The sequence below is a fragment of the Vreelandella massiliensis genome (genome assembly GCF_900155385.1).
Classification (GTDB): domain Bacteria; phylum Pseudomonadota; class Gammaproteobacteria; order Pseudomonadales; family Halomonadaceae; genus Vreelandella; species Vreelandella massiliensis.
In genome coordinates this window covers 926,915-947,616 of record NZ_LT699744.1, presented here as the reverse complement: position 1 = coordinate 947,616, position 20,702 = coordinate 926,915, and the positions used below count along the sequence as shown (strand labels likewise).

The window sequence follows — 20,702 nt, the reverse complement described above, 5'->3', positions numbered from 1 at the left end:
AAAAATTACGGTGCTATATTATCACTCAGCCAAGCAGTGAATGTTGCCCAAGAGCGTTCGTCGGCGGTTTCATGGTAGCGGTCACTGCCAAACACGCTGAAGGCATGGGGCGCGTTGGCATAGATGCCGATCTCATATTCAGTGCCTACCTCTTCGAATTCAACGGCCAGTGTGGTCACGTCTTCAAGGCTAACAATGCTATCAGCACCGCCATGCGCGATAAAAATAGGCGCGGTATCCGCTTCGTACCGCTGTCCTTCAGGGGTAGCGAGCCCGCCATGAAAGCTCGCATACCCGGTCACGTTGTCAACGTTGGCGCGCGCCATTTCGAGTGTAACGGTACCGCCAAAGCAGTAGCCGAGAAGCACGCTGTTACTGGCGGCGCCTTGGGTTTTGGCCGCATCGATACCTGCCTGGGTGAGCTGCCGCATGCGTTCACGGTCTTGGTAGAGCCGGTTGGTCGCGGCTTGTTTGTCTTCTAACGCTTGGGGGCGGTTACCGGCGCCGAAGAGATCCATGGCAAAGGCGTCATAGCCTTGTTGGGCAAGCATATCCGCTCTTTGGCGTTCGTAATCATCCAATCCATCCCAGTCGTGAATGATGATCACGCTGCCTTTTGCGTTACCGTGTGCCGGAACATAATAGCCTTCAAAGGCTTCCTCCTGTGCTGTGTAGCGTATGTTGTCTCCTTCGGGCGTGAAGGCGAAAGCAGGTGCGGTGGCAACAAGAAACGAGGTGCTGACTAGCGCTTTTTTTAAGGGAAACATAGGAAGGCCTATCAATAGGTGAAAAGGGATGACGCTATCTCCTGCTACAAGGATAGCGTAGGCCAAATTGGCTTGCGTGGAATGGCTAGGCTTGCGTTGGGAACCTGGGCGCGGCATGCTTGTCAGTTGTTAGTAACGCGTTTTTAAGGAGCAAGTCGCATGGCTTACAACGACTCACGTGTTTCACGTTCAGCAACCGCTGAGCAAACCGGCTATTCAAGTAGCGTTAGCGCGAACAAGGTGTTGCGTAACACCTATGCCTTGCTTGCAATGACGCTGCTTTTCTCCGCAGTGACGGCTGGCGGGGCGATGGCGCTGGGTATCGAGCGCATGAACATTTTTGTGTTCTTTATCGGTGCTTATGGCCTGATGTTTTTGGTGCATAAAACGGCGAATTCAGCTGCGGGCCTGCTTGCGACGTTTGCTTTCACCGGTTTTATGGGGTTCACCCTCGGCCCGATTCTTTCGGCATACCTCGCGCTACCCAATGGGGCTTCGCTGATCATGACGGCGCTGGCCATGACCGGGATAACGTTTTTTGGTCTTTCAGCGGTGGCGTTGATCACTAAAAAGGATTTCGGTTTTTTGGCGAACTTCCTTTTTGCCGGCGCGATTGTGCTGATTTTGGCGATGGTGGCCGCGATAATTTTTAACATTCCCGCGCTTTCGCTCATGGTGTCGGCTGGCTTTGTGCTGTTTGCCTCCGCTGCGATTCTCTACCAAACCAGCGAAATCGTTCATCGTGCTGGCGAAACCAACTACATTTTGGCCACCGTCACGCTCTATGTATCTATCTATAATCTCTTTGTGAGCTTGCTTTCGCTGCTGGGCATTATGAGCAGCGATTAATACGCTAACGCCTGAAGCGGCGGTTTGAGCAGACCCTATCGAGAGGTGGGGTCTGTTTTTTGCTTTCAAGAAGGGAGTGAACGCGGTATGCGCTATGCGTTACTGGTCATGGGGGCACCTTATGTTAGCCAGGCGCCATACTCCGCGCTGCGTTTTGCGCATGCGCTGATCAGGCAAGGTCATACGCTTGAGAGCGTTTTTTTCTACCACAACGGTGTACACAATGCGTCTTTGCTGATTACGCCGCCTCAAGGCGGCGAATGCATACGCAGTGCTTGGCAGGCGCTGTATCACCAACACAGCGTTAAGCTAGATGTCTGTATCGCCGCAGCACTACAGCGTGGGCTGGTTGACGCGGCGGAAGCTAACCGGCATGGGTATGTCACGTATAACGTCGAGCCTCCGTTTGAACTGACGGGTCTAGGGCAGCTCATTACCCTTCAGCAGCGTTGCGATCGAGTGGTAACGTTTGCCCCATAACGGAGTGAGCTCATGACGAAAGAAAATACGTTGCTGGTAGTGATCAGGCAGGCACCGCAACGCGCGCATTGGCTAAGCGAAGCGCTTGATGCCGCCATGGTAGGGGCCGCTTTTGGGAAAACAGTCAGCCTTCTCTTTATGGGGGAAGGGGTGCTGGCGCTATTGCCCAATCAATTGCAAGGACCACATACTTCAACGTTGTTGCTGCCCACGCCGGAAACCCTCGCCATGTATGACATCCAACATTTATGCGTTCCGGCCGCCGATCTTCATGCGCTTAACATGGAAACGGAGCATCTGATCGGCGGGGTATTACCGCTGAATGAGGAGCAGCTTCGCGCTTGTTTTGCTGACGCTGCCCATGTCCTTAACTTCTAAAAGGGTAAAACCAGTGCGACTACATATTGTTAACCGTGCCCCGCAGTTTAACCGGGCATCATCCCAGGCGCTTCGGGCAATGGGGCCTGACGACAAACTTGTATTGATCGAAGATGCCGTTGTAGCGGTTTTGGAGCGCGAGTGGCAGGGCTGGACGCTTGCCCCAGAGCGAGTTTTCGTCATGGAAGAGGATTTAAGCATGCGCGGCTTACTCGATATGGTGGCGCCTCATCAGAGAGTTAATGTGGACGCTCTGGTCCAACTCACGGCGGAGTGTGAGCAGACTATTTCCTGGCATTAAAGTTTATACCGTTATCTTTTAATGCCTAAAACAACCACAAAATCTCGCTAAACAGAATCACCACGCGTACAAACCGATAGCACAGTGGCGTCGTCATCGCTGATGGAAATAAGCGCATGTCCCATTTCACTGTCAAAATAAATGCTGTCTCCTTCGCTTAAATGAAGCGGCGCGTAGAATTCAGTAAAAAGCGTAATATCACCGTGAAGGACCATCAAAAACTCTTCTCCATCGTGGCGAACCCACTGCTGGTACTCATCAAAGTGCCGCGCGCGAACCACTGTTTTAAAGGGAATCATGCGCTTTTGCGCGAGCTGATGCCCAAGTAACTCATGCTCATAGGTCGGGGTGGGGTGGAGCTTGCCTTTGCCCTTACGGGTTAAGTCTCGCCGCCCTAGGGTGTAGTGCTCGCGTTTGGGTGGGGTGAAAAGCTGCGGTAGATCAATATTTAAGCCTGAGGTCAGCTTCTGCACGACAGTAAATGTCGGGGATACCTGGTCATTCTCAATTTTTGACAGGGTGGAGCGAGCAAGGCCGGTGCGCTGGCTCACGTCCTCCAATGTCCATTGGTTCGACAAGCGAATCTGCTTAAGCCGCTCCCCTAAACGAAGCGGCTCAACAAATGGCTTACTGCCAGATGCAATACGCAGGGCAGCACGCTCTTCGGACGTCGCGGACATGGTAAGTCTCAAACCTCAGCATCGGTGGGTCAAAAAATAGGGAAGCGCCACTATAACATAGCGGTAAGTCACCAAGCCTTCCTTAGCCGAGGTTATGGAACCGATTCGAAAGGTTGGCCTAAAAGTGCTTTTAAATGCGCTTCAACGCCGCTGGCCAGGGTGGTGAGGTTATAGCCACCTTCAAGCACGGATACCACGCGGTTGTCCGCGTAAAGCGTCGCGATTTCCATTGCCATGTGCGTGACCCAGTAGAAATCTTCATCTTCAAGGCATACATCGGCCATGGGGTCATCGCGATGGGCATCAAAACCCGCTGAAAGCATGACAAGATCAGGTTTGAAAGCATGCAAGGCGGGTAGCCAGTGATTTTCCACGATGCGGCGGAATTCTTCACTTTGCGTGCCGACCTCAAGCGGTGTGTTCACCACGTTCTGCCACTCGCTGCGTAAATAGCGCCACGGATAAAAAGGGTACTGAAAGCTGCTGCAAATCAGATAATTCGGATCGTTTTTGAAGATATCGATCGTGCCGTTACACTGATGCACATCAAAATCCAGAATGGCGATGCGTCGAGCGCCGTATTTTTCCCGCGCATAGGCAGCGCCAACCGCTATATTGTTATAGAAGCAGAAGCCCATTGCGTCGGAAGCTTCGGCATGGTGGCCGGGCGGTCTGACGGCGCAAAACACGTTATCGGCCTGGCGCCGGAACACCTGATCCACACCGCGAAGAACGGCGCCCGCCGACATCCGTGCAGCTTTTAAACTGTCGGGATTCATCATGGTGTCGCTATCGAGCGTGACAATGCCTTCACTCGGAACGCATTTTTCTAATGCCTTTATATGGCGCATAGGGTGAACGCGCGCCAAGTCTTCGTCGGTGGCTTCCTTGGCATCCCCCTGCATGGTCTGCTGCAAAAGGCCGGATAGCGATAATCGTGCACTGATCGCCTCCAAACGCTTAGGGCTTTCCGGGTGTTCAGGCCCCATGTGGTGCAAAGAGCAGTGAGGGTGGGTAAGGTAGGCAGTGATCATTCAAGCGCTCCAATATGATTAAAGGCACCTTAATCGTGTCATGGTGTCATGCGACAGTGTCAATAAGTCGTAAACGCCATATTAATCGGACCGTACTGGGGGCATAGCGTACTTATTTTTGACCGCGGCGGGAGAGCTATACGTGAGTACACGCTTTTTACACCATTTTTTTGAACCGAAAACCATCGCGGTTTTTGGCGCATCGGAAAAACCCGAATCGTTAGGCGGCTTAGTGCTGCGCAATATTCAAGAAGGCGGTTTTAAAGGGACAATCTGGGCGGTGAATTTGCGCGGCTATGCGCAAGTTTTCGGTGAAACATGCGTCAGTCACGTCAATGACCTTCCCGAGGTGCCCGACTTAGCCGTTATCTGCTCGCCAATTGAGGGTGTGCCTCAGCTAATCAAACAGCTCGGCGCCTTTGGGGTGAAAGCTGCCGTGGTGCTATCGGGTGGCGCGCATTTGGATCGCGAAAAAGGCAGTAAAGGCTCGATTCGTGAGCGAATGCTCAAAGCCGCCCGCGCCTCGGGTATTCGCTTGCTGGGTCCTGAGTGCATGGGCGTCATTGTGCCGGGCAAAAAGCTCAATGCCTCCTATGCGAGCCAGCCGGTGCAAGCCGGGCGCGTCGCGTACTTGGGGCAGTCGGGCATGCTGGCCAATGCGATGATCGATTGGGCTGCCGGGCGCGATGTGGGCTTTTCCCACTTGATCACCGTGGGCGATAGCGTGGATGTGCTGCTGCCTGACTTGATCGACTATGTGAATCAGTTCTCTCCGGCACAAGCTATTTTGCTGCACTTGGAGCGGGTCAACGACGCACAGCACTTTATGACCGCACTGCGTGACGCTTCGCGTAACCGCTTGGTAGTGGCGATTAAAAGTGGCCGCACCACTGCCTCGGATATTTCCGGCATGCCACCCACGCCTGGCATTGCCAATCGCGACAAGGTATTTGACGCGGCGTTTTCACGCGCCGGTGTTGTGCGCGTGAATGATTCGGATGAGCTTATCGATGCGCTCGAAACCCTCTCGCGCATGAAGCCGCTCAAAGGGGATCGATTGGCGGTGGTCTCCAATGGCCTGGGTCCCGCGATGCTTGCCATCGACAAGCTCATTAGCGCGGGGGGTAAGCTTGCTGAGTTTGCCGTCGATACGCAACATGCGCTGAACAAAGGTCAAGTGGATATCAGCAAGCCGGGTGAAAACCCCGTCGACCTGGGCGGCAACGCAACGCCCCAGCGTTTTGTTGAGGCGTTGGAAATCGTGGCGGCCGATCCCAACGTCGACGCGGTATTGGTCGTACACGCGCCCACACGCTTAGCGCCCTCTATGGAAACGGCGCGGGCACTGATCGAGAATCGCAAGAAGTTTCGGCGAAACTTATTAACCAGCTGGATGGGACTAAAAGAGGCCCTCAACGCGCGCCATGAGTGCAATGTCGCGGGGATTCCGACCTACATTTCGCCGGAAAAAGCCGTGAAAGCGTTCATGCACATGGTCGATTACCAGCGTGTGCAGTTGCTGTTGCAAGAGATCCCTCCCAGCTTGCCGTTTTCCACCAGTGCCGATATTCGCGCGCAGTGCCGCACTCTGATCACCAGTGCCAAAGAGCAGGGCCGGCAAACCTTAACCCACTCGGAAACGGCCAAAGTGCTGGAAGCATACGGTATACCCACGGCGACCAGTGTCTATGTGCATACCGAAGAGCAAGCCCGCGATGCGGCGAAGCGCATCGATGGCCCCAAGGCGCTAAAAGTAGTCCACGAAGGGAACTGCTGGCCGTACCGGTACCGCAAGCATCCGCATAAAATTTCGGCCGGGTTGCTGCAAGATTTGGAAACCCCGGAAGACGTGGCGGAAGGGGTAACGCGCCTGGGGGAGAAGGTGCGCGAAAAATTTCCCGAATATCAAGTTCACGAATACTGCTTACAGCCGATGCAGCGCGGCAAGCATTCGATGCAGATTTGCGCAGGGATAACGCGTGACCCCGTGTTTGGGCCACTGATTGTCTTTGGTATTGGCGGCTATAAGGTCAATATTTTGGCCGACCGCCAGGTAGCGTTGCCCCCGCTCAACATGAGCCTTGCGGCCGACGTCGTAGGGCGCACCCATGCCGCTTCGCTTCTGCGCGAACACTCCGCTGAGCCGCAACGCGACATTAATCGTCTCTGTCAGTTACTGGTGAAACTCTCGCAGATGTCGTCAGATCTCACCGAATTAAGAGGGCTTGAGATCAATCCGCTGCTTCTCAATCGCGATGGCACGGTGGCGGTCGATTTTGCCATGGACCTCGGCACGCCCGCGCGTTTCGCCATCATGCCGTACCCGGAAGAGCTGCGGGAGTGGGTAACGCTGAAAAATGGCTGGCAAGTTGAGGTTCGCCCCATTCGCGCCGAAGACGCGCCGCTCATTACCAATTTCCATCGCCAACTCTCCGAAGAGAGCATTCGCTTTCGCTATTTCCACAATAAGTCGGATTTGAGCCAGCGTGACTTATCGATGCTTTCGCACATCAATTACGATCGTCAGATGGCCTTTATCGCCGAGCATCAGCGCGATGATGGCAGCAAAGAGATGTTAGGCGTGGTGCGTGTCTTTAATGATCCCGACAATATCCGCACTGAATTTTCCGTGATTATCCGCGATGATCTTCAAGGGCTCGGGATCGGTAGCCTGCTGATGAAGAAGATGATTAATTACTGTCGCAGCATTGGCACGCTGGAAATGATTGGCAAAATCATGGTGGATAATCACCCCATGCGTGCGTTGATGAAACACTTAGGCTTTAAGTGCCGCTACAACATGGATGAGCAGGTGATTGACGCGGTGATGCGCCTCAATGAGCCCGAGAGTGAGTGGCAGCGCCACCGTTTGGAGAGCATGCCAGACTAGGCTTATCAGCACAGAACGCGAGCAAGGGCGAGATACTCGTCCTTGCTCAAAACAGATAAACGGCGTGAATGCGTTAACCTATTAACGATTATTGCTAACGGTTGTTACGGCGCCAGTCGGAAGCGCTTCCAGGGTTCACCATCGCGGCGTTCGTAGCGGATACGGTCGTGTAAACGGCTGGGCTGGCCTTGCCAGAACTCCATCATATCAGGGATAACGCGGTAGCCGCCCCAGTGAATGGGACGTGGAATCTCCTGACCCTCATACGCTTGCTCAAAGCGCTTTTGGCGCTCTTCAATCCAGTTGCGATCAGGAATGACAACGCTCTGCGTTGCAATCCAGGCGCCTAGCTGGCTGCCCCGCGGACGACTGCTAAAGTACTCATCCGACTCCTGGGTAGAGACTTGCTCGGTGCGTCCTTCAATACGCACTTGGCGAGAAAGCGATGGCCACCAGAAGGTCAGTGCCGCGTAAGGCACATTGTTAAGTTCGCTGCCTTTGTGGCTATGGTAATTGGTAAAAAACACCATACCGTTTTCATCGAAATCTTTAAGCAGGACGACCCGGGAATGGGGGCGTCCTTGGCTGTCGACGGTCGAGAGTGTCATGGCGTTGCCATCACTCTCGTCGCTATCGAGGGCTAGGGTAAACCATTCATCAAAAAGGGAAAACGGCTCATCCGGCGTGAGTGACGTGTCGAGCCGGCCACCCTCATAGTCGCGCCGAATGTCAGCGATATTGCGTGTCATTGTATTACTCCCCCGAAAATTGTTTCACTCATGTTCGCTGCTCTAAAACAAAAGCTCAAGCGCTCTTTTTTGTTATAAGCTAGACCACCCGATTTGCACCATTAGCATATACGACCCGGTGCCAATGATAATGGAGAACAGCGCATTACGTCGCCACAGGTGAATGCCCGCCACCAGCAGGGATGCCATGATAAGCGGTAGCCCGTTGGCGCCGATGTTCAGTTGCCACGCCTGTGTGAGCGGGCGGAAATCACGTAGCGCATAGATAACCAAAATCAGCATCACGGCAGGGGGTAAGTAGCGCCCAAGGTGCAAAATCAAAGGGTGATCGGCCTGTTTCGCGAGTGCCACGAAAGGCACCACGCGCGTGGCAAAAGTGGCGAGCGCGCAGACAATAATCAGCTGCCATACCGGGTCAGTTAGCATGGGTACTCTCCTGACTGGCTACCGGGCGCACCTTGCAGTGGTAGTGAGCGAGCAGTAAGAGACTAGCGGAGCCTATCGCACCCAGAAGCAGATGCTGCTCGGGCAGCAGGAGAAGGGCGCCTACGCCCGTTCCCAGCGCCATGACAAAGGGCAGCGCCTGGCGCAAACGTTTGGCTTGTTCAAGCGTTAGCACAATAAAAAGGGCGGTTAAGGCAAACTCAATACCCTGGCTATTAAAGAGTTTGGCACTTCCGAGCGCGGCGCCGATTAACGTCCCTAGCACCCACCACGTCTGGTTCAGCAAACTCATCCGAAATGCGAGCGCATGGGATTGAGCAGATGAGGATGATTGAGAGGTTAAAAGCGAATAGGTTTCGTCGGTAAGCGCAAAGATCAGATAAGGCTTGCGCCATCCCGCCCCTTGAAAACGTTTCAGTAGCGACAAGCCATAAAAGACGTGACGCGAATTGAGCATCAGCGTTGCCACTGCCACTTCCATAAGCCCTGCGCCAGCGGCAAACAGCGCAATCGCCAAAAATTGCCCCGCGCCGGCATAGATCAAAAGCGACATGGCCAATGCCGCGTACCAAGCCATGCCCACCTCTACGGCGACAATGCCGAACGCAGCCCCAAGAGGTAAATACCCAAACATTACCGGTAAGGTTTGTCGGACGGCATCACGCCACGCCTGGCTGCTCACATCTCGCTCCTTTCAGGGTTAAACCGCTGCGACAATCAGCCCCGCATTCTATGAGAATCCATGGATAAATGCGAAACTCACGCCTTTGCTAACGCCATCATGCGAGCTGGGTAATGCGACAGTTTTTTGTATGGGACATTTTCGTTCGGCTATTTCACTGGGGGTTAGTGGCCGCCGTGCTCATGGCGTTTTACACCATGGAAACCCGTGGCGCGCCATTTTTGTTTCCCGTTGAAGTCCATGCGCAAGCGGGTTACATCGTACTTGGGTTACTGGCATTTCGTTGGCTTTGGGGGCTTCTAGGCAGCTACTACGCTCGCTTTAGCACCTTTCTTGCAGGGCCTTCCGCTTCACTTAGCTACGTGAAGAGCGCGATAAAGCGCACGCCTCAGCCTTACGCGGGGCATAATCCGCTGGGTGGCTGGATGGTGGTCATCATGCTGCTATCGTTAACGTTTCAAGCGCTTAGCGGGCTTTTTCTCAGCGATGATATTTTCTTTCAAGCGCCATTTTACGGTGTTGTCGGCGACGAGTTGAGCCAGACGCTAATGGGCTGGCATCGATTGAATGCCAACGTTTTGCTCGTGCTGATGGGGCTGCACGTAGCAGCCGTATTGGTCCATTGGCTGATGGGAGAAAAACTGGTGAGGGCGATGGTAACCGGGGTTAAATCACTCTCGCATCCGCCGGTCGACCGCCCCTCAGCGGGTGAGGGGCAAGTGCGCTGGCTATGGGCGTTAGTCGCGGTTTTTACGGGTATCACGGTTACCGTGTTATTGATCGCGCTGTAACTGACGACTGCGAAAGCGGGCGTAGCCCATGCAGCCGGTAAACAGCGCCAGCGATACCAGTGCTTCCGTCACCCCGCGCAGCGCTTGGCTGGGCAGGGTGGCCACCATCACCCCTTGAGTGAAATAGAGCAGGCTGACAAAGGCCAGCCAGGCATGCCCCCGCGGCCTACGCCCGATAATGGAGGGCAAAAACAGCACCAGCGGCAGCACAAAAGCGACAATCGGCCGCCAGTTAAAGCTGTCGCCCTGGAGTAGAAAGCCGCGGTAAAGCGTTAGCAACATGAGTGCCACATAGCTTATTAGCACCAGCTGGCGTGAGCGCTGGGTCAAATAATCCAGCCCGTATTGCGCTTCAACACTCTCTAACCACTGACGCATTAGGCCTCCTCGCGCATGGCGCGTAGCGCCAGCGCTAGCCGGGCGATACGTTTACCCTGGGCGACGCAGAGGGCGCGCTCTTGGGTGTCAACATGGCGGTCGCTGCGAGCGCCGGCGACGTGGCTTGCGCCATAGGGTGTTCCCCCTGTTTGTGTCGCGATCAGCTCGGTTTCGCTATAGGGGAGCCCGGCGAACACCATCCCGTGGTGCAACAACGGTACCAACATGGTGAGCAGCGTACTCTCCTGACCGCCATGCAGGCTAGACGAGGAGGTGAACGCGCAGGCGGGTTTGTCGACTAACGCGCCATTGATCCACAAGTTACTGGTGCTATCGAGAAAGTGCTTCACCGGAGCGGCCATATTGCCAAAGCGCGTCGGGCTACCCAAGGCCAATCCCGCACAGTGACGCAGGTCATCGAGGTCGGCGTAGATAGCGCCTTCTTCCGGGATTTCGGGGGCAACGGCTTCGCAGGTGGGGGATACCGAGGGCACGCAGCGCAGGCGAGCTTCTATACCGGCAACACTTTCCACCCCTTCTACGACTTGGCGTGCCATGGTCGCGGTGGCGCCGCTACGGGAGTAATACAACACAAGAATGTACGGCTGATTAGCGCTCATTGGGCGATCTCTTCATGGGCAAACACTTTCTGGGTAAGCATGGCGACGGCTATTGCATCAACACTAGGCCTATCCATGTTAGCAGACTCGGGTAAACGGCGGTAAACCCAGGCGATAGTGCCATCCGCGAGGGGCAGTTTGACCCGCTCGTAGCGAATGCCTAAACGCTCGTAGCGATCCAACCTCGCTAGCTGCTCTGAGGTGACGGTCAGGCGCAAACCTTCAATATGCTCGTTAGGCGCGCGGGAAATATCCAGGCCCTCGCGCTCGAAACCTTCAAGTGTGGCCGGCTCTGGCTCACCCGTTGCGCCCATGACCACAAAGCGCACCGGCGCGTATTTTAGCGTGCCATAGACAAAGACCTGATGCGGCCCCGGCTGAACCGCTGATAGGTGCTCAGGCCGGTCGTAAAACCAAGGGCTGAGCATGGTCAGCCAGAACCAAATGGCAAGTCCAACAAGCGCGATTAATACCCGCAGGGCGAAACGTTTTCGCTTTGTGTGTTTGCCTTCTCTTCTTTTCACGTGCGCAAACTTTAGCCGTTTCATAGTGTCTCCCTTATCTCCAACACGGAATGCTTAAGCATTGTGCCTGCTTTTGCTACGATGCGCTTACCACCTGCCGGAGGAATTCAAAATGAATCAGTCGCTGAGTGATGACAGGGATTTCAGGGCAATGATGGGGGATGTCAAACCGCTGCGCGGGCACAACCGTGCGGAAACGGGCAAAAAGCGGGCCAATGCCACCGAGGCCCAGCGCGCCCGTCGTGAGGCGGCCGAAGAGACATTAGGCGAGCGTAACTTTCTCTCGGACGATTTTGTCGATTTGGTGCCACCCTTCGATCCGATCGCCTTTCGGCGTGAAGGCATTCAGCAGGGCGTGATGGATAAGCTCAAGCACGGCGGCTACCCGGTGCAGGCCCAGCTTCACCTTAACCGCCGGCCGCTGGCGGAGTGCCGGCGCTTGCTTTTCCCTTTTATCCAAGATGCCTACGCCCACGACTTGCGCTCACTGCTGATTGTCCATGGCCGGGGTCGCGATATCGATAGCCCTGCTAACGTATTGCGCTCCTATCTGGCCAAGTGGCTCACCCAGTTTGACGAGGTGCAGGCCTATATCTCGGCGCAATCCGCCGATGGCGGCTTGGGAGCGACCTGGGTGATGCTACGCAAAAGCGATCGGGCCAAGGCCAATAACCGCGAGCGTCAGCAAAAGCGCCGAGGTTAAGCCACTCTCTGCCTTCCACGAGAAACGCCCCGGGATTTGCCTCGGGGCGTTTTCGTAGCGCCAATCAACGGCGTGAAGCCTTGCCTCGGCTTTAACGTTTTATGCGTAGGCTTCAGCGTCTTGTGGCGAGCGTTCGCGCTCACGGCGACGGAAAAGCGGCTCAGAGACATCCACTGCCGGCTGATAAGCGCGGCTGAAGATATGCAAGTTGCGCAGGGCATCCTCTACCCACTGATCCTCGCGAAGCGAGAGGCCATCAAAGCCGCAGCGGGTCATGAAGAAGAGCTGATCCACCAGCACATCGCCAATCGCGCGAATTTCGCCCTCATAGCCATAGCGCTCGCGCAAGAGGCGCGCGAGGCTGTAGCCACGGCCATCGGTGAACTTGGGGAACTCAATGGCGATCAGAGGCGCCTTCTGCAGCATCTCCACCAACTCGGGGTTCAACTCCGTATCGGGCGTTAACCACGGCGCGTGGGTGGTATGCTTTTTATCGCTGAGTTGCCATACCGAAAGCGGTAGAATCACGTGCTTATCTTCCCCCTCTTCGGGCGGCCCTTCGGCCGCCTCCGGGTCACGCACAAGCCACCAGGGGTCGTGGGCGACTTCGCCACGGTAAAGATACGGCCGGTGAGCGTGCGTCTCATGGGAAGAAGGCTGATCAGGCATACACATGCTCCTTAAAAGGCTTCAGGCCAATGCGGCGGTAAGTCTCCAGAAACGTCTCGCCATCGTTGCGATTGTCGACGTAGACACGCAGCACTTTGCTGATGACATCAGGAACATTTTCACGGCTGCACGAGGGGCCCAAAATCTTGCCCAGCGAGGCGTCGTTACCCTGGGCGCCGCCGAGTGAAATTTGGTACCACTCTTCGCCTTTTTTATCCACGCCGAGAATCCCGATATGGCCCACATGGTGGTGGCCGCAGGCGTTCATGCAGCCCGAAATATTGAGATCCAAGGGCCCCAGGTCGTAGAGGAAGTCCAAATCCTCGAAACGCTCTTGAATCGCCTGTGCCACCGGGATCGACTTGGCATTGGCAAGGGCGCAGTAATCGCCACCGGGGCAGCAGATTAAGTCGGACAGCGTGCCCACCGTGGGGTTGGCCATGCCCAGTGCCTCAAGGTCGTGCCAAAGTGCTTCGAGCTGATCCATCGGCACATCCGAGAGCACCAGGTTCTGCTCGTGGGTAACGCGAATTTCACCAAAGCTATACTTGTCGGCGAGGTCCGCCACCTGATGCATTTGCTCCCAGGTCACATCGCCCGGTGAGTGCTCCCGGCGCTTGAGCGACAGCGTGACGGCCTTGTAGCCTGGCACCTTATGCGCGCTGACGTTATTGGTCATAAAGCGACCAAAAGCACGATTTTCCCCGCGCAGCGCCTCGACGGCGGCGATGGCGTCCTCGCTAACCGGGCGGCGATCAGGGTCGACAAAGTAAGCAGCGACGCGTTCAACGCTCTCGTGAGTCAGTGTCTGCGGGCCGTCTTTTAGATGTGCCCACTCTTCCTCCACGCGGCGGCTAAACTCCTCAACGCCCAAGGCTTTGACCAGGATTTTAATCCTCGCCTTGAACTTGTTGTCGCGACGGCCGTACTGGTTATACACCCTCACGAGGGCTTCAAGATAGGTGAGCAGGTGCTGCCAGGGCAGGTCTGCGCGTACCACTTCACCGATCATCGGCGTGCGGCCAAGGCCGCCACCGGCGAGCACCTTCACACGCACTTCGCCGTTATCGTCGCGCCATAGGCGCAGCCCCACGTCGTGGACTTGAATCGCGGCGCGATCTTGTTCGGCGCCGGTCACGGCGATTTTGAATTTACGCGGCAGGTAAGCGAACTCGGGGTGGAACGTCGACCATTGGCGGATCAGTTCGCACCAGGGGCGTGGGTCCACTTCTTCATCCGCGGCGATGCCGGCGAACTGATCGGTGGTGGTGTTGCGAATATCGTTGCCGCTGGTCTGAATCGCGTGCATTTGCACGGTGGCAAGCTCGGCCAGCATATCCGGCACGGTCTCAAGCTTGGGCCAGTTAAGCTGTAAATTCGTGCGGGTCGTGAAGTGGCCATAGCCGCGGTCAAAGTCGCGGGCCAAATCGCCGAGTTTACGTAGCTGGTAGGACGCGAGTACGCCGTAGGGAATCGCAATTCGCAGCATGGGCGCATAGCGCTGAACATAAAGACCATTCTGCACACGCAGGGGGAGAAACTCCTCCTCGCTCAGGCGGCCAGCCAGGTAGCGCTGCATCTGGTCGCGAAACTGCGCAACGCGTTCATCTACCAACGTCTGGTCATGGGTATCATAGCGGTACATGGGGCACGGTCCTGCTTAATGCGAAGGTGTCGAGCGAATTACGACACGCTGTTGTTAGCTGATGCTGTTAGCTAAGGGAGTTAACCCAAAAGCTCAAGCTAAGAGTCATCACACCTTAACGCCTGGCTTATATTCAACAAAAGAATATATAATTATCTTTTTATTCACTTATGAGATTAAAAAAGGAGCAGGAGCGTCCATTAACTCACAAGCTGAGAGACCCAGCGACGACGCTGCCACACCCACACAAACGCCAGCGAATTGAGAAAGCGATACACCAACTGCACAAGCCAAATGCCCAGCAAGCCCACGTCGTTAACAATGCCGACCCACCACGCCAGCGGTAAAAACAGTAGCCACTGCATGCTAAGCGTTAAGGTCATCACCGTCCGTTGGGCGCCGGCGCCCATCAACGCCTGGGCCAGTACCAGGGCGCCGGCGTCAAGCACAATCATCGCCCCGGTCAGCTGTAGCGGAAGACGTCCCAGGGTGATGAGCGCCTCTTGATGAAAAAAAAGCCCCAATACCGGGCTGGGAAACAGCAGCATCGGTAGCGCAAGCAGCGCCAGCAGCAGCCAAGCAACTCTGAGCGCGTCCCATCCCCAGCGGTGCGCATCTTGACGCGCATCCCGGCCTAGCGCTTCCCCCACGAGGCTCATCGCCGCCACTCCCAGCCCCACGCCGGGCAAAATCAGCAGCAGGGATAAGTTGATCAGTACATGGCCCACGGCGACGCTGGCGGTATCTATTTGGCTGAGCATCCAGATCAGCACCGCATAACCGGCGGCAAACCAGAGCTGCTGTAAAGAGTGGGGCAGAGTAAGCGCCAGCGTTTGACGTAATTGCTGCAAAGTGGGTAAGTGCTGCAAAAAACCTTGCTGGCGGGCGCCTTTGAGGCTGACCGCAAGCCACGCCAACAGGCCGAGAAAAAGCGAAAGCGTTGTGCCCACACCGGCTCCGGCCGCCCCCATCTTTGGCAGTCCAGCGTGGCCAAAGATGAACCCAATACTGGCGAGCACGTTAATCAGATGAACGCAGACGATGATGCGCAGATAAAGCGTCGTGTATTGGCGCCCATTCCAATAGCCACGAAAACAGAGCGTCATCGCAATGGCGACAAGCGATACCACGCGCCAGCGAAAGTACGCCACGGCAATGGCATGCACCTCGCCGTTTTGGGTCATTAACCCGATAATCAGCGGCGCTTGCCACCATGCCAAAAGCGTTAACGGTAGCCCCAGCCCCAATGCAATCAGCAAGCCGGCATTGAGCGGCAGCGCAGGCGAAGGGCAGGCCGCCCCCGTGCGCTGCGCGGTTTGCGACTGCACGCCGGAAGAGAGGCCAAAGACCAGCGCGGTCAGCATAAACATGGCATAGCCGCCAACACCCACGCCCGCGAGGGCGGTTTCCCCCAGCGACCCCACGAGCGCGGCATCGATGAGATTCAGCACGCTTTGCGACAGCATGCCCAGCATGATCGGCAGCGCCAAGCGCATCACTTTGCGCCGCCGATGGCCCACTAACGCCATGGGTTAGCTCGGGTCGTAAGAGAGCACAGGCGCCAACCAGCGCTCAAGCTCAGAGAGTGCCATGCCTTTGCGTTCGGCGAGCACTTCGACTTGGTCCTGGGTGATTTTGCCGGTTGAGAAGTACTTCGATTGCGGGTGAGAAAAGTACCAGCCCGAGACCGCCGCCGCTGGCCACATGGCAAAGTTCTCGGTCAGCTCAAGCCCGGTATTTTGGGTCGCATCCAAGAGACGAAACAGCGTGGCTTTTTCGGTGTGATCGGGGCAGGCCGGGTAGCCGGGTGCCGGGCGAATGCCCTGGTACTTCTCGGCGATCAGGGCGTCATTGTCCAGCGTTTCTTCGGGCACATAGCCCCAGAACTCCTTGCGCACGCGCTCGTGCATGCGTTCGGCAAACGCTTCGGCCAAACGGTCGGTAAGGGCCTGCACCATGATGGCGTTGTAGTCATCGCCGGCGGCCTCGTAAGTTTTGCTCAACTCATACACACCGTGACCGGTAGTGACGGCAAAGGCGCCGATCCAGTCGGGCTGAGCGGTCTCTTTCGGTGCGATAAAATCGGCCAAACTGTAGCAGAGTCCATCACGCCCTTTGGTGGTTTGCTGACGGATATGGTGTAGCCGTTCAACAACCTCAGTGCGCCTATCATCACGGTAGACTTCGATGACATCGTCATCCACGGTGTTCGCCGGCCAGAAACCAATAACCCCACGCGCTTGAACGCGCTTCTCGTCGATCAGCTTGCGCAGCATCTTTTGCGCATCGTCGAACAGGTGGCGGGCGGCCTCGCCCACTTTGGCATCGTCCAAAATGTTGGGGTACTTGCCGGCCAGCTGCCAGCTCATAAAAAAGGGCGTCCAGTCGATACGCTCGACCAGTTCTTCAAGGTCGTAGTCGTCAAACACCTTAAGCCCCACAACGTTGGGCGTTGGCGGCGTATAGGCGGCCCAATCGGTGCGAAAGCGTCGCTTGCGCGCTTGCTCGTAGCTGAGGTCGGCGGCTTTGGGGCGGCGCTTGGCGTTACGCTCGCGGACTTTTTCGTACTCGGCGCGAATTTCCGCGACATAGCTGTGCTTGAGGTTTTCGGTCAGCAGACGGCCGGCGACGCCCACGGCCCGGGAGGCATCGGTGACGTAAATCACCGGGTGCTCGTACTGCGGCTCGATCTTCACCGCCGTATGCGCTTTTGACGTGGTCGCGCCGCCGATCAAAAGCGGTAAGTTCATGCCGCGACGCTGCATCTCTTTAGCGACATGCACCATCTCATCCAGCGACGGTGTAATCAGCCCCGAAAGGCCAATAATATCGGCGTTGTGCTCTTCGGCGGCTTGTAAGATCTTCTCCGTGGGCACCATCACCCCAAGGTCGATGACTTCGTAGTTGTTGCACTGCAGGACCACGCCAACGATATTTTTGCCAATGTCATGCACATCGCCCTTAACGGTCGCCATGACGATCTTGCCTTTAGTCTGGCTTTCGCCGCCGGATAGCTCGGCTTTCTCCGCCTCGATATAAGGAATGAGGTAGGCCACCGCCTGTTTCATGACCCGCGCCGATTTCACCACTTGGGGCAAGAACATTTTGCCCGCGCCGAACAGGTCGCCGACCACGTTCATGCCGTCCATTAGCGGGCCTTCGATCACCTCGATGGGACGGTTCGCCGCTTGGCGCGCCTCTTCGGTATCGTCTTCGATATAGGCGGTAATGCCTTTGACCAAGGCGTGCTGAATGCGCTCATTGACCTCCCAACTGCGCCAAGCGAGGTCCTCTTTTTTAGCGCCGCCGCTGCCATCGCCCTTGTACTGCTCGGCGATATCCAGAAGGCGCTCGGTGGCGTCGTCGCGGCGGTTAAGCACCACGTCTTCGACGGCTTCGCGTAGCTCGGTGGGCAGGTCATCGTACACCGCCAGCTGCCCGGCGTTGACGATCCCCATGGTGAGGCCCGCGCGAATGGCGTAGTAGAGGAAAACCGAGTGAATCGCCTCGCGTACGGGGTTGTTGCCGCGAAAAGAGAAAGAGACATTGGAGACGCCACCGGAGACCATGGCATGGGGCAGGTGTTCGCGAATCCACTGCGTTGCCTCGATAAAATCGACGGCGTAGTTATTGTGCTCCTCGATACCCGTGGCGATGGCGAAGATATTGGGGTCGAAAATAATGTCTTCCGGGGGGAAGCCGATTTCATCGACGAGCAGTCGATAGGCGCGCTCGCAAATTTCGGTTTTGCGCGCGAAGGTGTCCGCTTGGCCCGTTTCGTCGAACGCCATCACGACGATGGCGGCGCCAAAGCGGCGGCACTTGGTCGCTTGCTCGCGGAAGGCCGCTTCCCCCTCCTTGAGCGAGATGGAGTTGACCACCGCCTTGCCTTGGACGCACTTTAAACCGGCTTCGATGATCTCCCATTTTGACGAGTCGATCATGATCGGCACGCGGGCGATGTCCGGCTCACCGGCGATCAAGTTGAGAAAGCGGACCATCGCTTCCTGCGACTCGAGCATGCCCTCGTCCATGTTGATATCGATGATCTGGGCGCCGTTTTCCACCTGCTCTAGCGCTACCTCCAAGGCGGTCGTGAAGTCTTCCTCCACGATTAAACGCTTAAAGCGCGCCGAGCCGGTCACGTTGGTACGCTCGCCCACGTTAACAAATAGAGAGTCGGCCGCGATGTTGAACGGCTCAAGCCCGGATAAGCGGCAGGCCGCGCTGCGCTTGGGAATTTGGCGAGGGGGCATGTCCGCGACGGATTCGGCAATCGCGCGGATATGCTCGGGGGTGGAGCCGCAGCAGCCGCCGATAATATTGACCAGCCCGCTTTGGGCGAATTCGCTGACGATGGCCGACATCTCTTCCGGCGTTTGGTCGTACTCGCCGAATTCGTTCGGCAAGCCGGCGTTGGGGTGCGCGGAGACAAAGGTATCGGCTTTGGTAGAGAGCTCTTCCAGGTAAGGGCGCAGCTCCTCGGCCCCAAGAGCACAGTTTAACCCCACCGAAAGGGGTTGCGCGTGGCGCACCGAATTCCAAAAGGCCTCTGTTGTTTGGCCAGAGAGGGTGCGGCCGGAAGCGTCGGTAATCGTGCCCGAAATCATCACCGGCAAGCGTTCGCCGCGCGCGTCAAAGAGCTCTTCTAGGGCATAAATCGCGGCTTTAGCGTTGAGGGTATCGAAAATGGTCTCGATGAGAATCAGGTCAGCGCCGCCCTCAATCAGCGCGATGGCCGCTTCGCGGTAGTTCTCGCAGAGTTCATCGAACGTCACGTTGCGCTTGGCCGGGTCATTCACATCGGGCGATAGCGACGCCGTGCGGGAGGTGGGGCCTAAAACGCCCGCGACATAGCGCGGCACGCCGGTTTCACGAGCGACGGCATCGCACACCTCGCGGGCCAGGCGAGCGGATTCGCGGTTAATTTCCGGCACCCACGCTTCCATGCCGTAATCAGACTGCGACAGGCGGGTGCTGTTAAAGGTATTGGTTTCAATAATATCGGCGCCGGCTTCGAGGTAGTCGCGGTGAATCCGCGTCACCACATCAGGGCAGGTCAGCGCCAGTAAGTCATTATTGCCTTTGAGGTCCGAGGGCCAGTCATGAAAGCGCTCGCCACGAAACTCCTCTTCGCTCAGCTCGGCGTTTTGCAGCATGGTCCCCATGCCGCCATCAAGAATGAGAATGCGCTGTTCAAGGCGTTCGGTAAGCGTCGCGGTCAAGGCACTAGCAGACATGGCAGGGGGGAATCTCCAGCGTCACAGTAAAGTCACCAACGCCGCGGTGGCCTGCGGCAAAGAGGGTGCTATCCATTCGATATAATAAAGGCCGGATATAATAGCAGAGCCCGAACGTGGTGGCAGCCTTCGGCGCGTAAAAGCCTACTAAAACGGTCGGGATTGTGTCTGCGGCCCGTTTTGCTTACCATAGGCAAAAATGACATGTGAAGTGGCCACGCCACTGCCACGGGAGGAATACACCCCTCATGACCACGACAGCTGAAGCAACCGTAGAAGACGTTAAAGGTATCGAGATTACCGATAGCGCCCAAGATTACCTCGCCGAGCTTTTGGACAAGCAAAACGTCGAAGGCATCGCGGTGCGTATTTTTATCACCCAGCCGGGAACGCCCTACGCGGAAACCTGCCTGGCGTACTGCCGTCCGGGAGAGGAAGAGCCCACCGACGAAAAGCTGGAGCTTGAGAAGATTAACGTCTTCTTGGATAAAAACAGCCTGCCGTTTCTCGAAGAGGCGGTGGTGGATTTTAACGCCGACCGTATGGGCGGGCAGCTCACGATCAAGGCGCCCAACGCCAAGATGCCCAAGGTGAACGCCGATAGCCCGCTAGAGGATCGCGTTAACTATGTGCTCTACAGCGAAATCAATCCCGGGCTTGCCGCCCACGGCGGTGAGATAAAGCTCGTCGAGCTCACCGAGAATCAAGTGGCCGTGCTGGCGTTTGGCGGCGGCTGCCAGGGCTGCGCTGCGGTAGACTTAACGCTAAAAGATGGCGTTGAGAAAACCTTGATGGAGCGCATTCCGGAACTTGCCGGCATTCGCGACGTGACCGACCACTCCGATACCACCAACGCCTACTATCGGTAATGCCGGGCT

The 20,702-nt window shown here is 56.5% G+C and carries 21 protein-coding genes; 8 read left to right on the top strand and 13 right to left on the bottom strand.

The features are described from left to right. Window positions 1–5: 5 nt before the first annotated feature. Window positions 6–767, bottom strand: coding sequence for a dienelactone hydrolase family protein (locus tag BQ9846_RS04370; protein ID WP_075879370.1), 762 nt, complete (start codon window positions 765–767; stop codon window positions 6–8). Between the two features lie 159 nt (window positions 768–926). Here BQ9846_RS04370 and BQ9846_RS04365 point away from each other — a divergent pair, with 159 nt between their 5' ends. From BQ9846_RS04365 to tusB, 4 genes are all read left to right on the top strand, one after another. Further along, window positions 927–1,616: a Bax inhibitor-1/YccA family protein gene (locus BQ9846_RS04365; protein WP_075879369.1), complete on the top strand. Its 690-nt coding sequence runs from the start codon at window positions 927–929 to the stop codon at window positions 1,614–1,616. Window positions 1,617–1,703: 87 nt separating this feature from the next. Continuing rightward, complete coding sequence (gene tusD, locus BQ9846_RS04360; RefSeq protein WP_075879368.1) at window positions 1,704–2,096, top strand: sulfurtransferase complex subunit TusD; 393 nt, start codon at window positions 1,704–1,706, stop codon at window positions 2,094–2,096. A 12-nt stretch (window positions 2,097–2,108) separates the two neighbouring features. Next, entirely contained in the window at window positions 2,109–2,474 is a 366-nt protein-coding gene (locus BQ9846_RS04355; RefSeq protein WP_075879367.1) for a DsrE family protein, read from the top strand. A 13-nt stretch (window positions 2,475–2,487) separates the two neighbouring features. Continuing rightward, complete coding sequence (gene tusB / locus BQ9846_RS04350) at window positions 2,488–2,775, top strand: sulfurtransferase complex subunit TusB (RefSeq protein ID WP_075879366.1); 288 nt, start codon at window positions 2,488–2,490, stop codon at window positions 2,773–2,775. Between the two features lie 47 nt (window positions 2,776–2,822). Here the strand turns inward: tusB and BQ9846_RS04345 are convergent, their stop codons facing one another. Both BQ9846_RS04345 and BQ9846_RS04340 read right to left on the bottom strand, forming a co-directional pair. Beyond that, complete coding sequence (locus BQ9846_RS04345) at window positions 2,823–3,455, bottom strand: helix-turn-helix domain-containing protein (RefSeq protein ID WP_075879365.1); 633 nt, start codon at window positions 3,453–3,455, stop codon at window positions 2,823–2,825. A 92-nt stretch (window positions 3,456–3,547) separates the two neighbouring features. After that, entirely contained in the window at window positions 3,548–4,489 is a 942-nt protein-coding gene (locus tag BQ9846_RS04340; RefSeq protein ID WP_075879364.1) for a histone deacetylase family protein, read from the bottom strand. 142 nt (window positions 4,490–4,631) lie between these two features. Here BQ9846_RS04340 and BQ9846_RS04335 point away from each other — a divergent pair, with 142 nt between their 5' ends. Beyond that, window positions 4,632–7,379, top strand: coding sequence for a bifunctional acetate--CoA ligase family protein/GNAT family N-acetyltransferase (locus tag BQ9846_RS04335; protein ID WP_075879363.1), 2,748 nt, complete (start codon window positions 4,632–4,634; stop codon window positions 7,377–7,379). A gap of 104 nt (window positions 7,380–7,483) precedes the next feature. Here BQ9846_RS04335 and pdxH read toward each other — a convergent pair whose 3' ends face one another. The 3 genes from pdxH to BQ9846_RS04320 form a co-directional block, all read right to left on the bottom strand. Beyond that, window positions 7,484–8,128, bottom strand: coding sequence for a pyridoxamine 5'-phosphate oxidase (pdxH, locus tag BQ9846_RS04330; protein WP_075879362.1), 645 nt, complete (start codon window positions 8,126–8,128; stop codon window positions 7,484–7,486). A 72-nt stretch (window positions 8,129–8,200) separates the two neighbouring features. After that, window positions 8,201–8,554 (bottom strand): branched-chain amino acid transporter permease, encoded by a 354-nt coding sequence (locus tag BQ9846_RS04325; protein ID WP_075879361.1) that lies wholly within the window; start codon window positions 8,552–8,554, stop codon window positions 8,201–8,203. Beyond that, entirely contained in the window at window positions 8,544–9,254 is a 711-nt protein-coding gene (locus BQ9846_RS04320; protein ID WP_210433167.1) for an AzlC family ABC transporter permease, read from the bottom strand. Before BQ9846_RS04320 ends, BQ9846_RS04325 begins: the two co-directional genes overlap by 11 nt. Before the next feature lie 113 nt (window positions 9,255–9,367). On the opposite strand from BQ9846_RS04320, the gene BQ9846_RS04315 reads away from it, so the two are divergent. After that, window positions 9,368–10,045 carry a cytochrome b/b6 domain-containing protein gene (locus tag BQ9846_RS04315; protein ID WP_075879360.1) on the top strand — a complete coding sequence of 226 codons (678 nt, stop codon included), beginning with the start codon at window positions 9,368–9,370 and terminating at the stop codon, window positions 10,043–10,045. Here BQ9846_RS04315 and BQ9846_RS04310 read toward each other — a convergent pair. The 3 genes from BQ9846_RS04310 to BQ9846_RS04300 are packed head-to-tail and all read right to left on the bottom strand — an operon-like array spanning window position 10,028 to window position 11,591. After that, window positions 10,028–10,423, bottom strand: coding sequence for a DUF2069 domain-containing protein (locus BQ9846_RS04310; protein WP_075879359.1), 396 nt, complete (start codon window positions 10,421–10,423; stop codon window positions 10,028–10,030). The genes BQ9846_RS04315 and BQ9846_RS04310 overlap by 18 nt on opposite strands. Further along, the gene (gene wrbA / locus BQ9846_RS04305; RefSeq protein ID WP_075879358.1) at window positions 10,423–11,043 is read right to left on the bottom strand and encodes an NAD(P)H:quinone oxidoreductase; all 621 of its coding nucleotides are present in this window, start codon (window positions 11,041–11,043) and stop codon (window positions 10,423–10,425) included. The genes BQ9846_RS04310 and wrbA overlap by 1 nt, the downstream gene beginning before the upstream one ends. Further along, entirely contained in the window at window positions 11,040–11,591 is a 552-nt protein-coding gene (locus BQ9846_RS04300) for a gamma-glutamylcyclotransferase family protein (protein ID WP_075879357.1), read from the bottom strand. Before BQ9846_RS04300 ends, wrbA begins: the two co-directional genes overlap by 4 nt. 88 nt (window positions 11,592–11,679) lie before the next feature. Here BQ9846_RS04300 and smrA point away from each other — a divergent pair, with 88 nt between their 5' ends. Continuing rightward, window positions 11,680–12,270: a DNA endonuclease SmrA gene (gene smrA, locus BQ9846_RS04295; RefSeq protein ID WP_075879356.1), complete on the top strand. Its 591-nt coding sequence runs from the start codon at window positions 11,680–11,682 to the stop codon at window positions 12,268–12,270. Between the two features lie 99 nt (window positions 12,271–12,369). Here the strand turns inward: smrA and BQ9846_RS04290 are convergent, their stop codons facing one another. The 4 genes from BQ9846_RS04290 to metH all read right to left on the bottom strand — a co-directional run bounded on the left by BQ9846_RS04290 (window position 12,370) and on the right by metH (window position 19,824). After that, window positions 12,370–12,939, bottom strand: coding sequence for a DUF934 domain-containing protein (locus BQ9846_RS04290; protein ID WP_075879355.1), 570 nt, complete (start codon window positions 12,937–12,939; stop codon window positions 12,370–12,372). Beyond that, window positions 12,932–14,584: a nitrite/sulfite reductase gene (locus BQ9846_RS04285; RefSeq protein WP_075879354.1), complete on the bottom strand. Its 1,653-nt coding sequence runs from the start codon at window positions 14,582–14,584 to the stop codon at window positions 12,932–12,934. The genes BQ9846_RS04290 and BQ9846_RS04285 overlap by 8 nt, the downstream gene beginning before the upstream one ends. 200 nt (window positions 14,585–14,784) lie before the next feature. Next, the gene (locus tag BQ9846_RS04280; RefSeq protein ID WP_075879353.1) at window positions 14,785–16,113 is read right to left on the bottom strand and encodes an MATE family efflux transporter; all 1,329 of its coding nucleotides are present in this window, start codon (window positions 16,111–16,113) and stop codon (window positions 14,785–14,787) included. Between the two features lie 3 nt (window positions 16,114–16,116). Continuing rightward, window positions 16,117–19,824 carry a methionine synthase gene (metH, locus tag BQ9846_RS04275; RefSeq protein WP_075879352.1) on the bottom strand — a complete coding sequence of 1,236 codons (3,708 nt, stop codon included), beginning with the start codon at window positions 19,822–19,824 and terminating at the stop codon, window positions 16,117–16,119. Window positions 19,825–20,072: 248 nt separating this feature from the next. Between metH and nfuA the strand changes: the two genes are divergently transcribed. Next, window positions 20,073–20,693, top strand: a complete 621-nt coding sequence (gene nfuA / locus BQ9846_RS04270; protein ID WP_075879351.1) for a Fe-S biogenesis protein NfuA — start codon at window positions 20,073–20,075, stop codon at window positions 20,691–20,693. Window positions 20,694–20,702: the final 9 nt, after the last annotated feature.

Bases quoted from the DNA above. Each gene is read 5' to 3' on its own strand.
- BQ9846_RS04370 (WP_075879370.1), bottom strand. From the start codon at position 767: ATGTTTCCCTTAAAAAAAGCGCTAGTCAGCACCTCGTTTCTTGTTGCC.
- BQ9846_RS04365 (WP_075879369.1), top strand. From the start codon at position 927: ATGGCTTACAACGACTCACGTGTTTCACGTTCAGCAACCGCTGAGCAA.
- tusD (WP_075879368.1), top strand. From the start codon at position 1,704: ATGCGCTATGCGTTACTGGTCATGGGGGCACCTTATGTTAGCCAGGCG.
- BQ9846_RS04355 (WP_075879367.1), top strand. From the start codon at position 2,109: ATGACGAAAGAAAATACGTTGCTGGTAGTGATCAGGCAGGCACCGCAA.
- BQ9846_RS04345 (WP_075879365.1), bottom strand. From the start codon at position 3,455: ATGTCCGCGACGTCCGAAGAGCGTGCTGCCCTGCGTATTGCATCTGGC.
- BQ9846_RS04340 (WP_075879364.1), bottom strand. From the start codon at position 4,489: ATGATCACTGCCTACCTTACCCACCCTCACTGCTCTTTGCACCACATG.
- pdxH (WP_075879362.1), bottom strand. From the start codon at position 8,128: ATGACACGCAATATCGCTGACATTCGGCGCGACTATGAGGGTGGCCGG.
- BQ9846_RS04325 (WP_075879361.1), bottom strand. From the start codon at position 8,554: ATGCTAACTGACCCGGTATGGCAGCTGATTATTGTCTGCGCGCTCGCC.
- BQ9846_RS04315 (WP_075879360.1), top strand. From the start codon at position 9,368: ATGCGACAGTTTTTTGTATGGGACATTTTCGTTCGGCTATTTCACTGG.
- BQ9846_RS04310 (WP_075879359.1), bottom strand. From the start codon at position 10,423: ATGCGTCAGTGGTTAGAGAGTGTTGAAGCGCAATACGGGCTGGATTAT.
- wrbA (WP_075879358.1), bottom strand. From the start codon at position 11,043: ATGAGCGCTAATCAGCCGTACATTCTTGTGTTGTATTACTCCCGTAGC.
- BQ9846_RS04300 (WP_075879357.1), bottom strand. From the start codon at position 11,591: ATGAAACGGCTAAAGTTTGCGCACGTGAAAAGAAGAGAAGGCAAACAC.
- smrA (WP_075879356.1), top strand. From the start codon at position 11,680: ATGAATCAGTCGCTGAGTGATGACAGGGATTTCAGGGCAATGATGGGG.
- BQ9846_RS04290 (WP_075879355.1), bottom strand. From the start codon at position 12,939: ATGCCTGATCAGCCTTCTTCCCATGAGACGCACGCTCACCGGCCGTAT.
- BQ9846_RS04285 (WP_075879354.1), bottom strand. From the start codon at position 14,584: ATGTACCGCTATGATACCCATGACCAGACGTTGGTAGATGAACGCGTT.
- BQ9846_RS04280 (WP_075879353.1), bottom strand. From the start codon at position 16,113: ATGGCGTTAGTGGGCCATCGGCGGCGCAAAGTGATGCGCTTGGCGCTG.
- metH (WP_075879352.1), bottom strand. From the start codon at position 19,824: ATGTCTGCTAGTGCCTTGACCGCGACGCTTACCGAACGCCTTGAACAG.
- nfuA (WP_075879351.1), top strand. From the start codon at position 20,073: ATGACCACGACAGCTGAAGCAACCGTAGAAGACGTTAAAGGTATCGAG.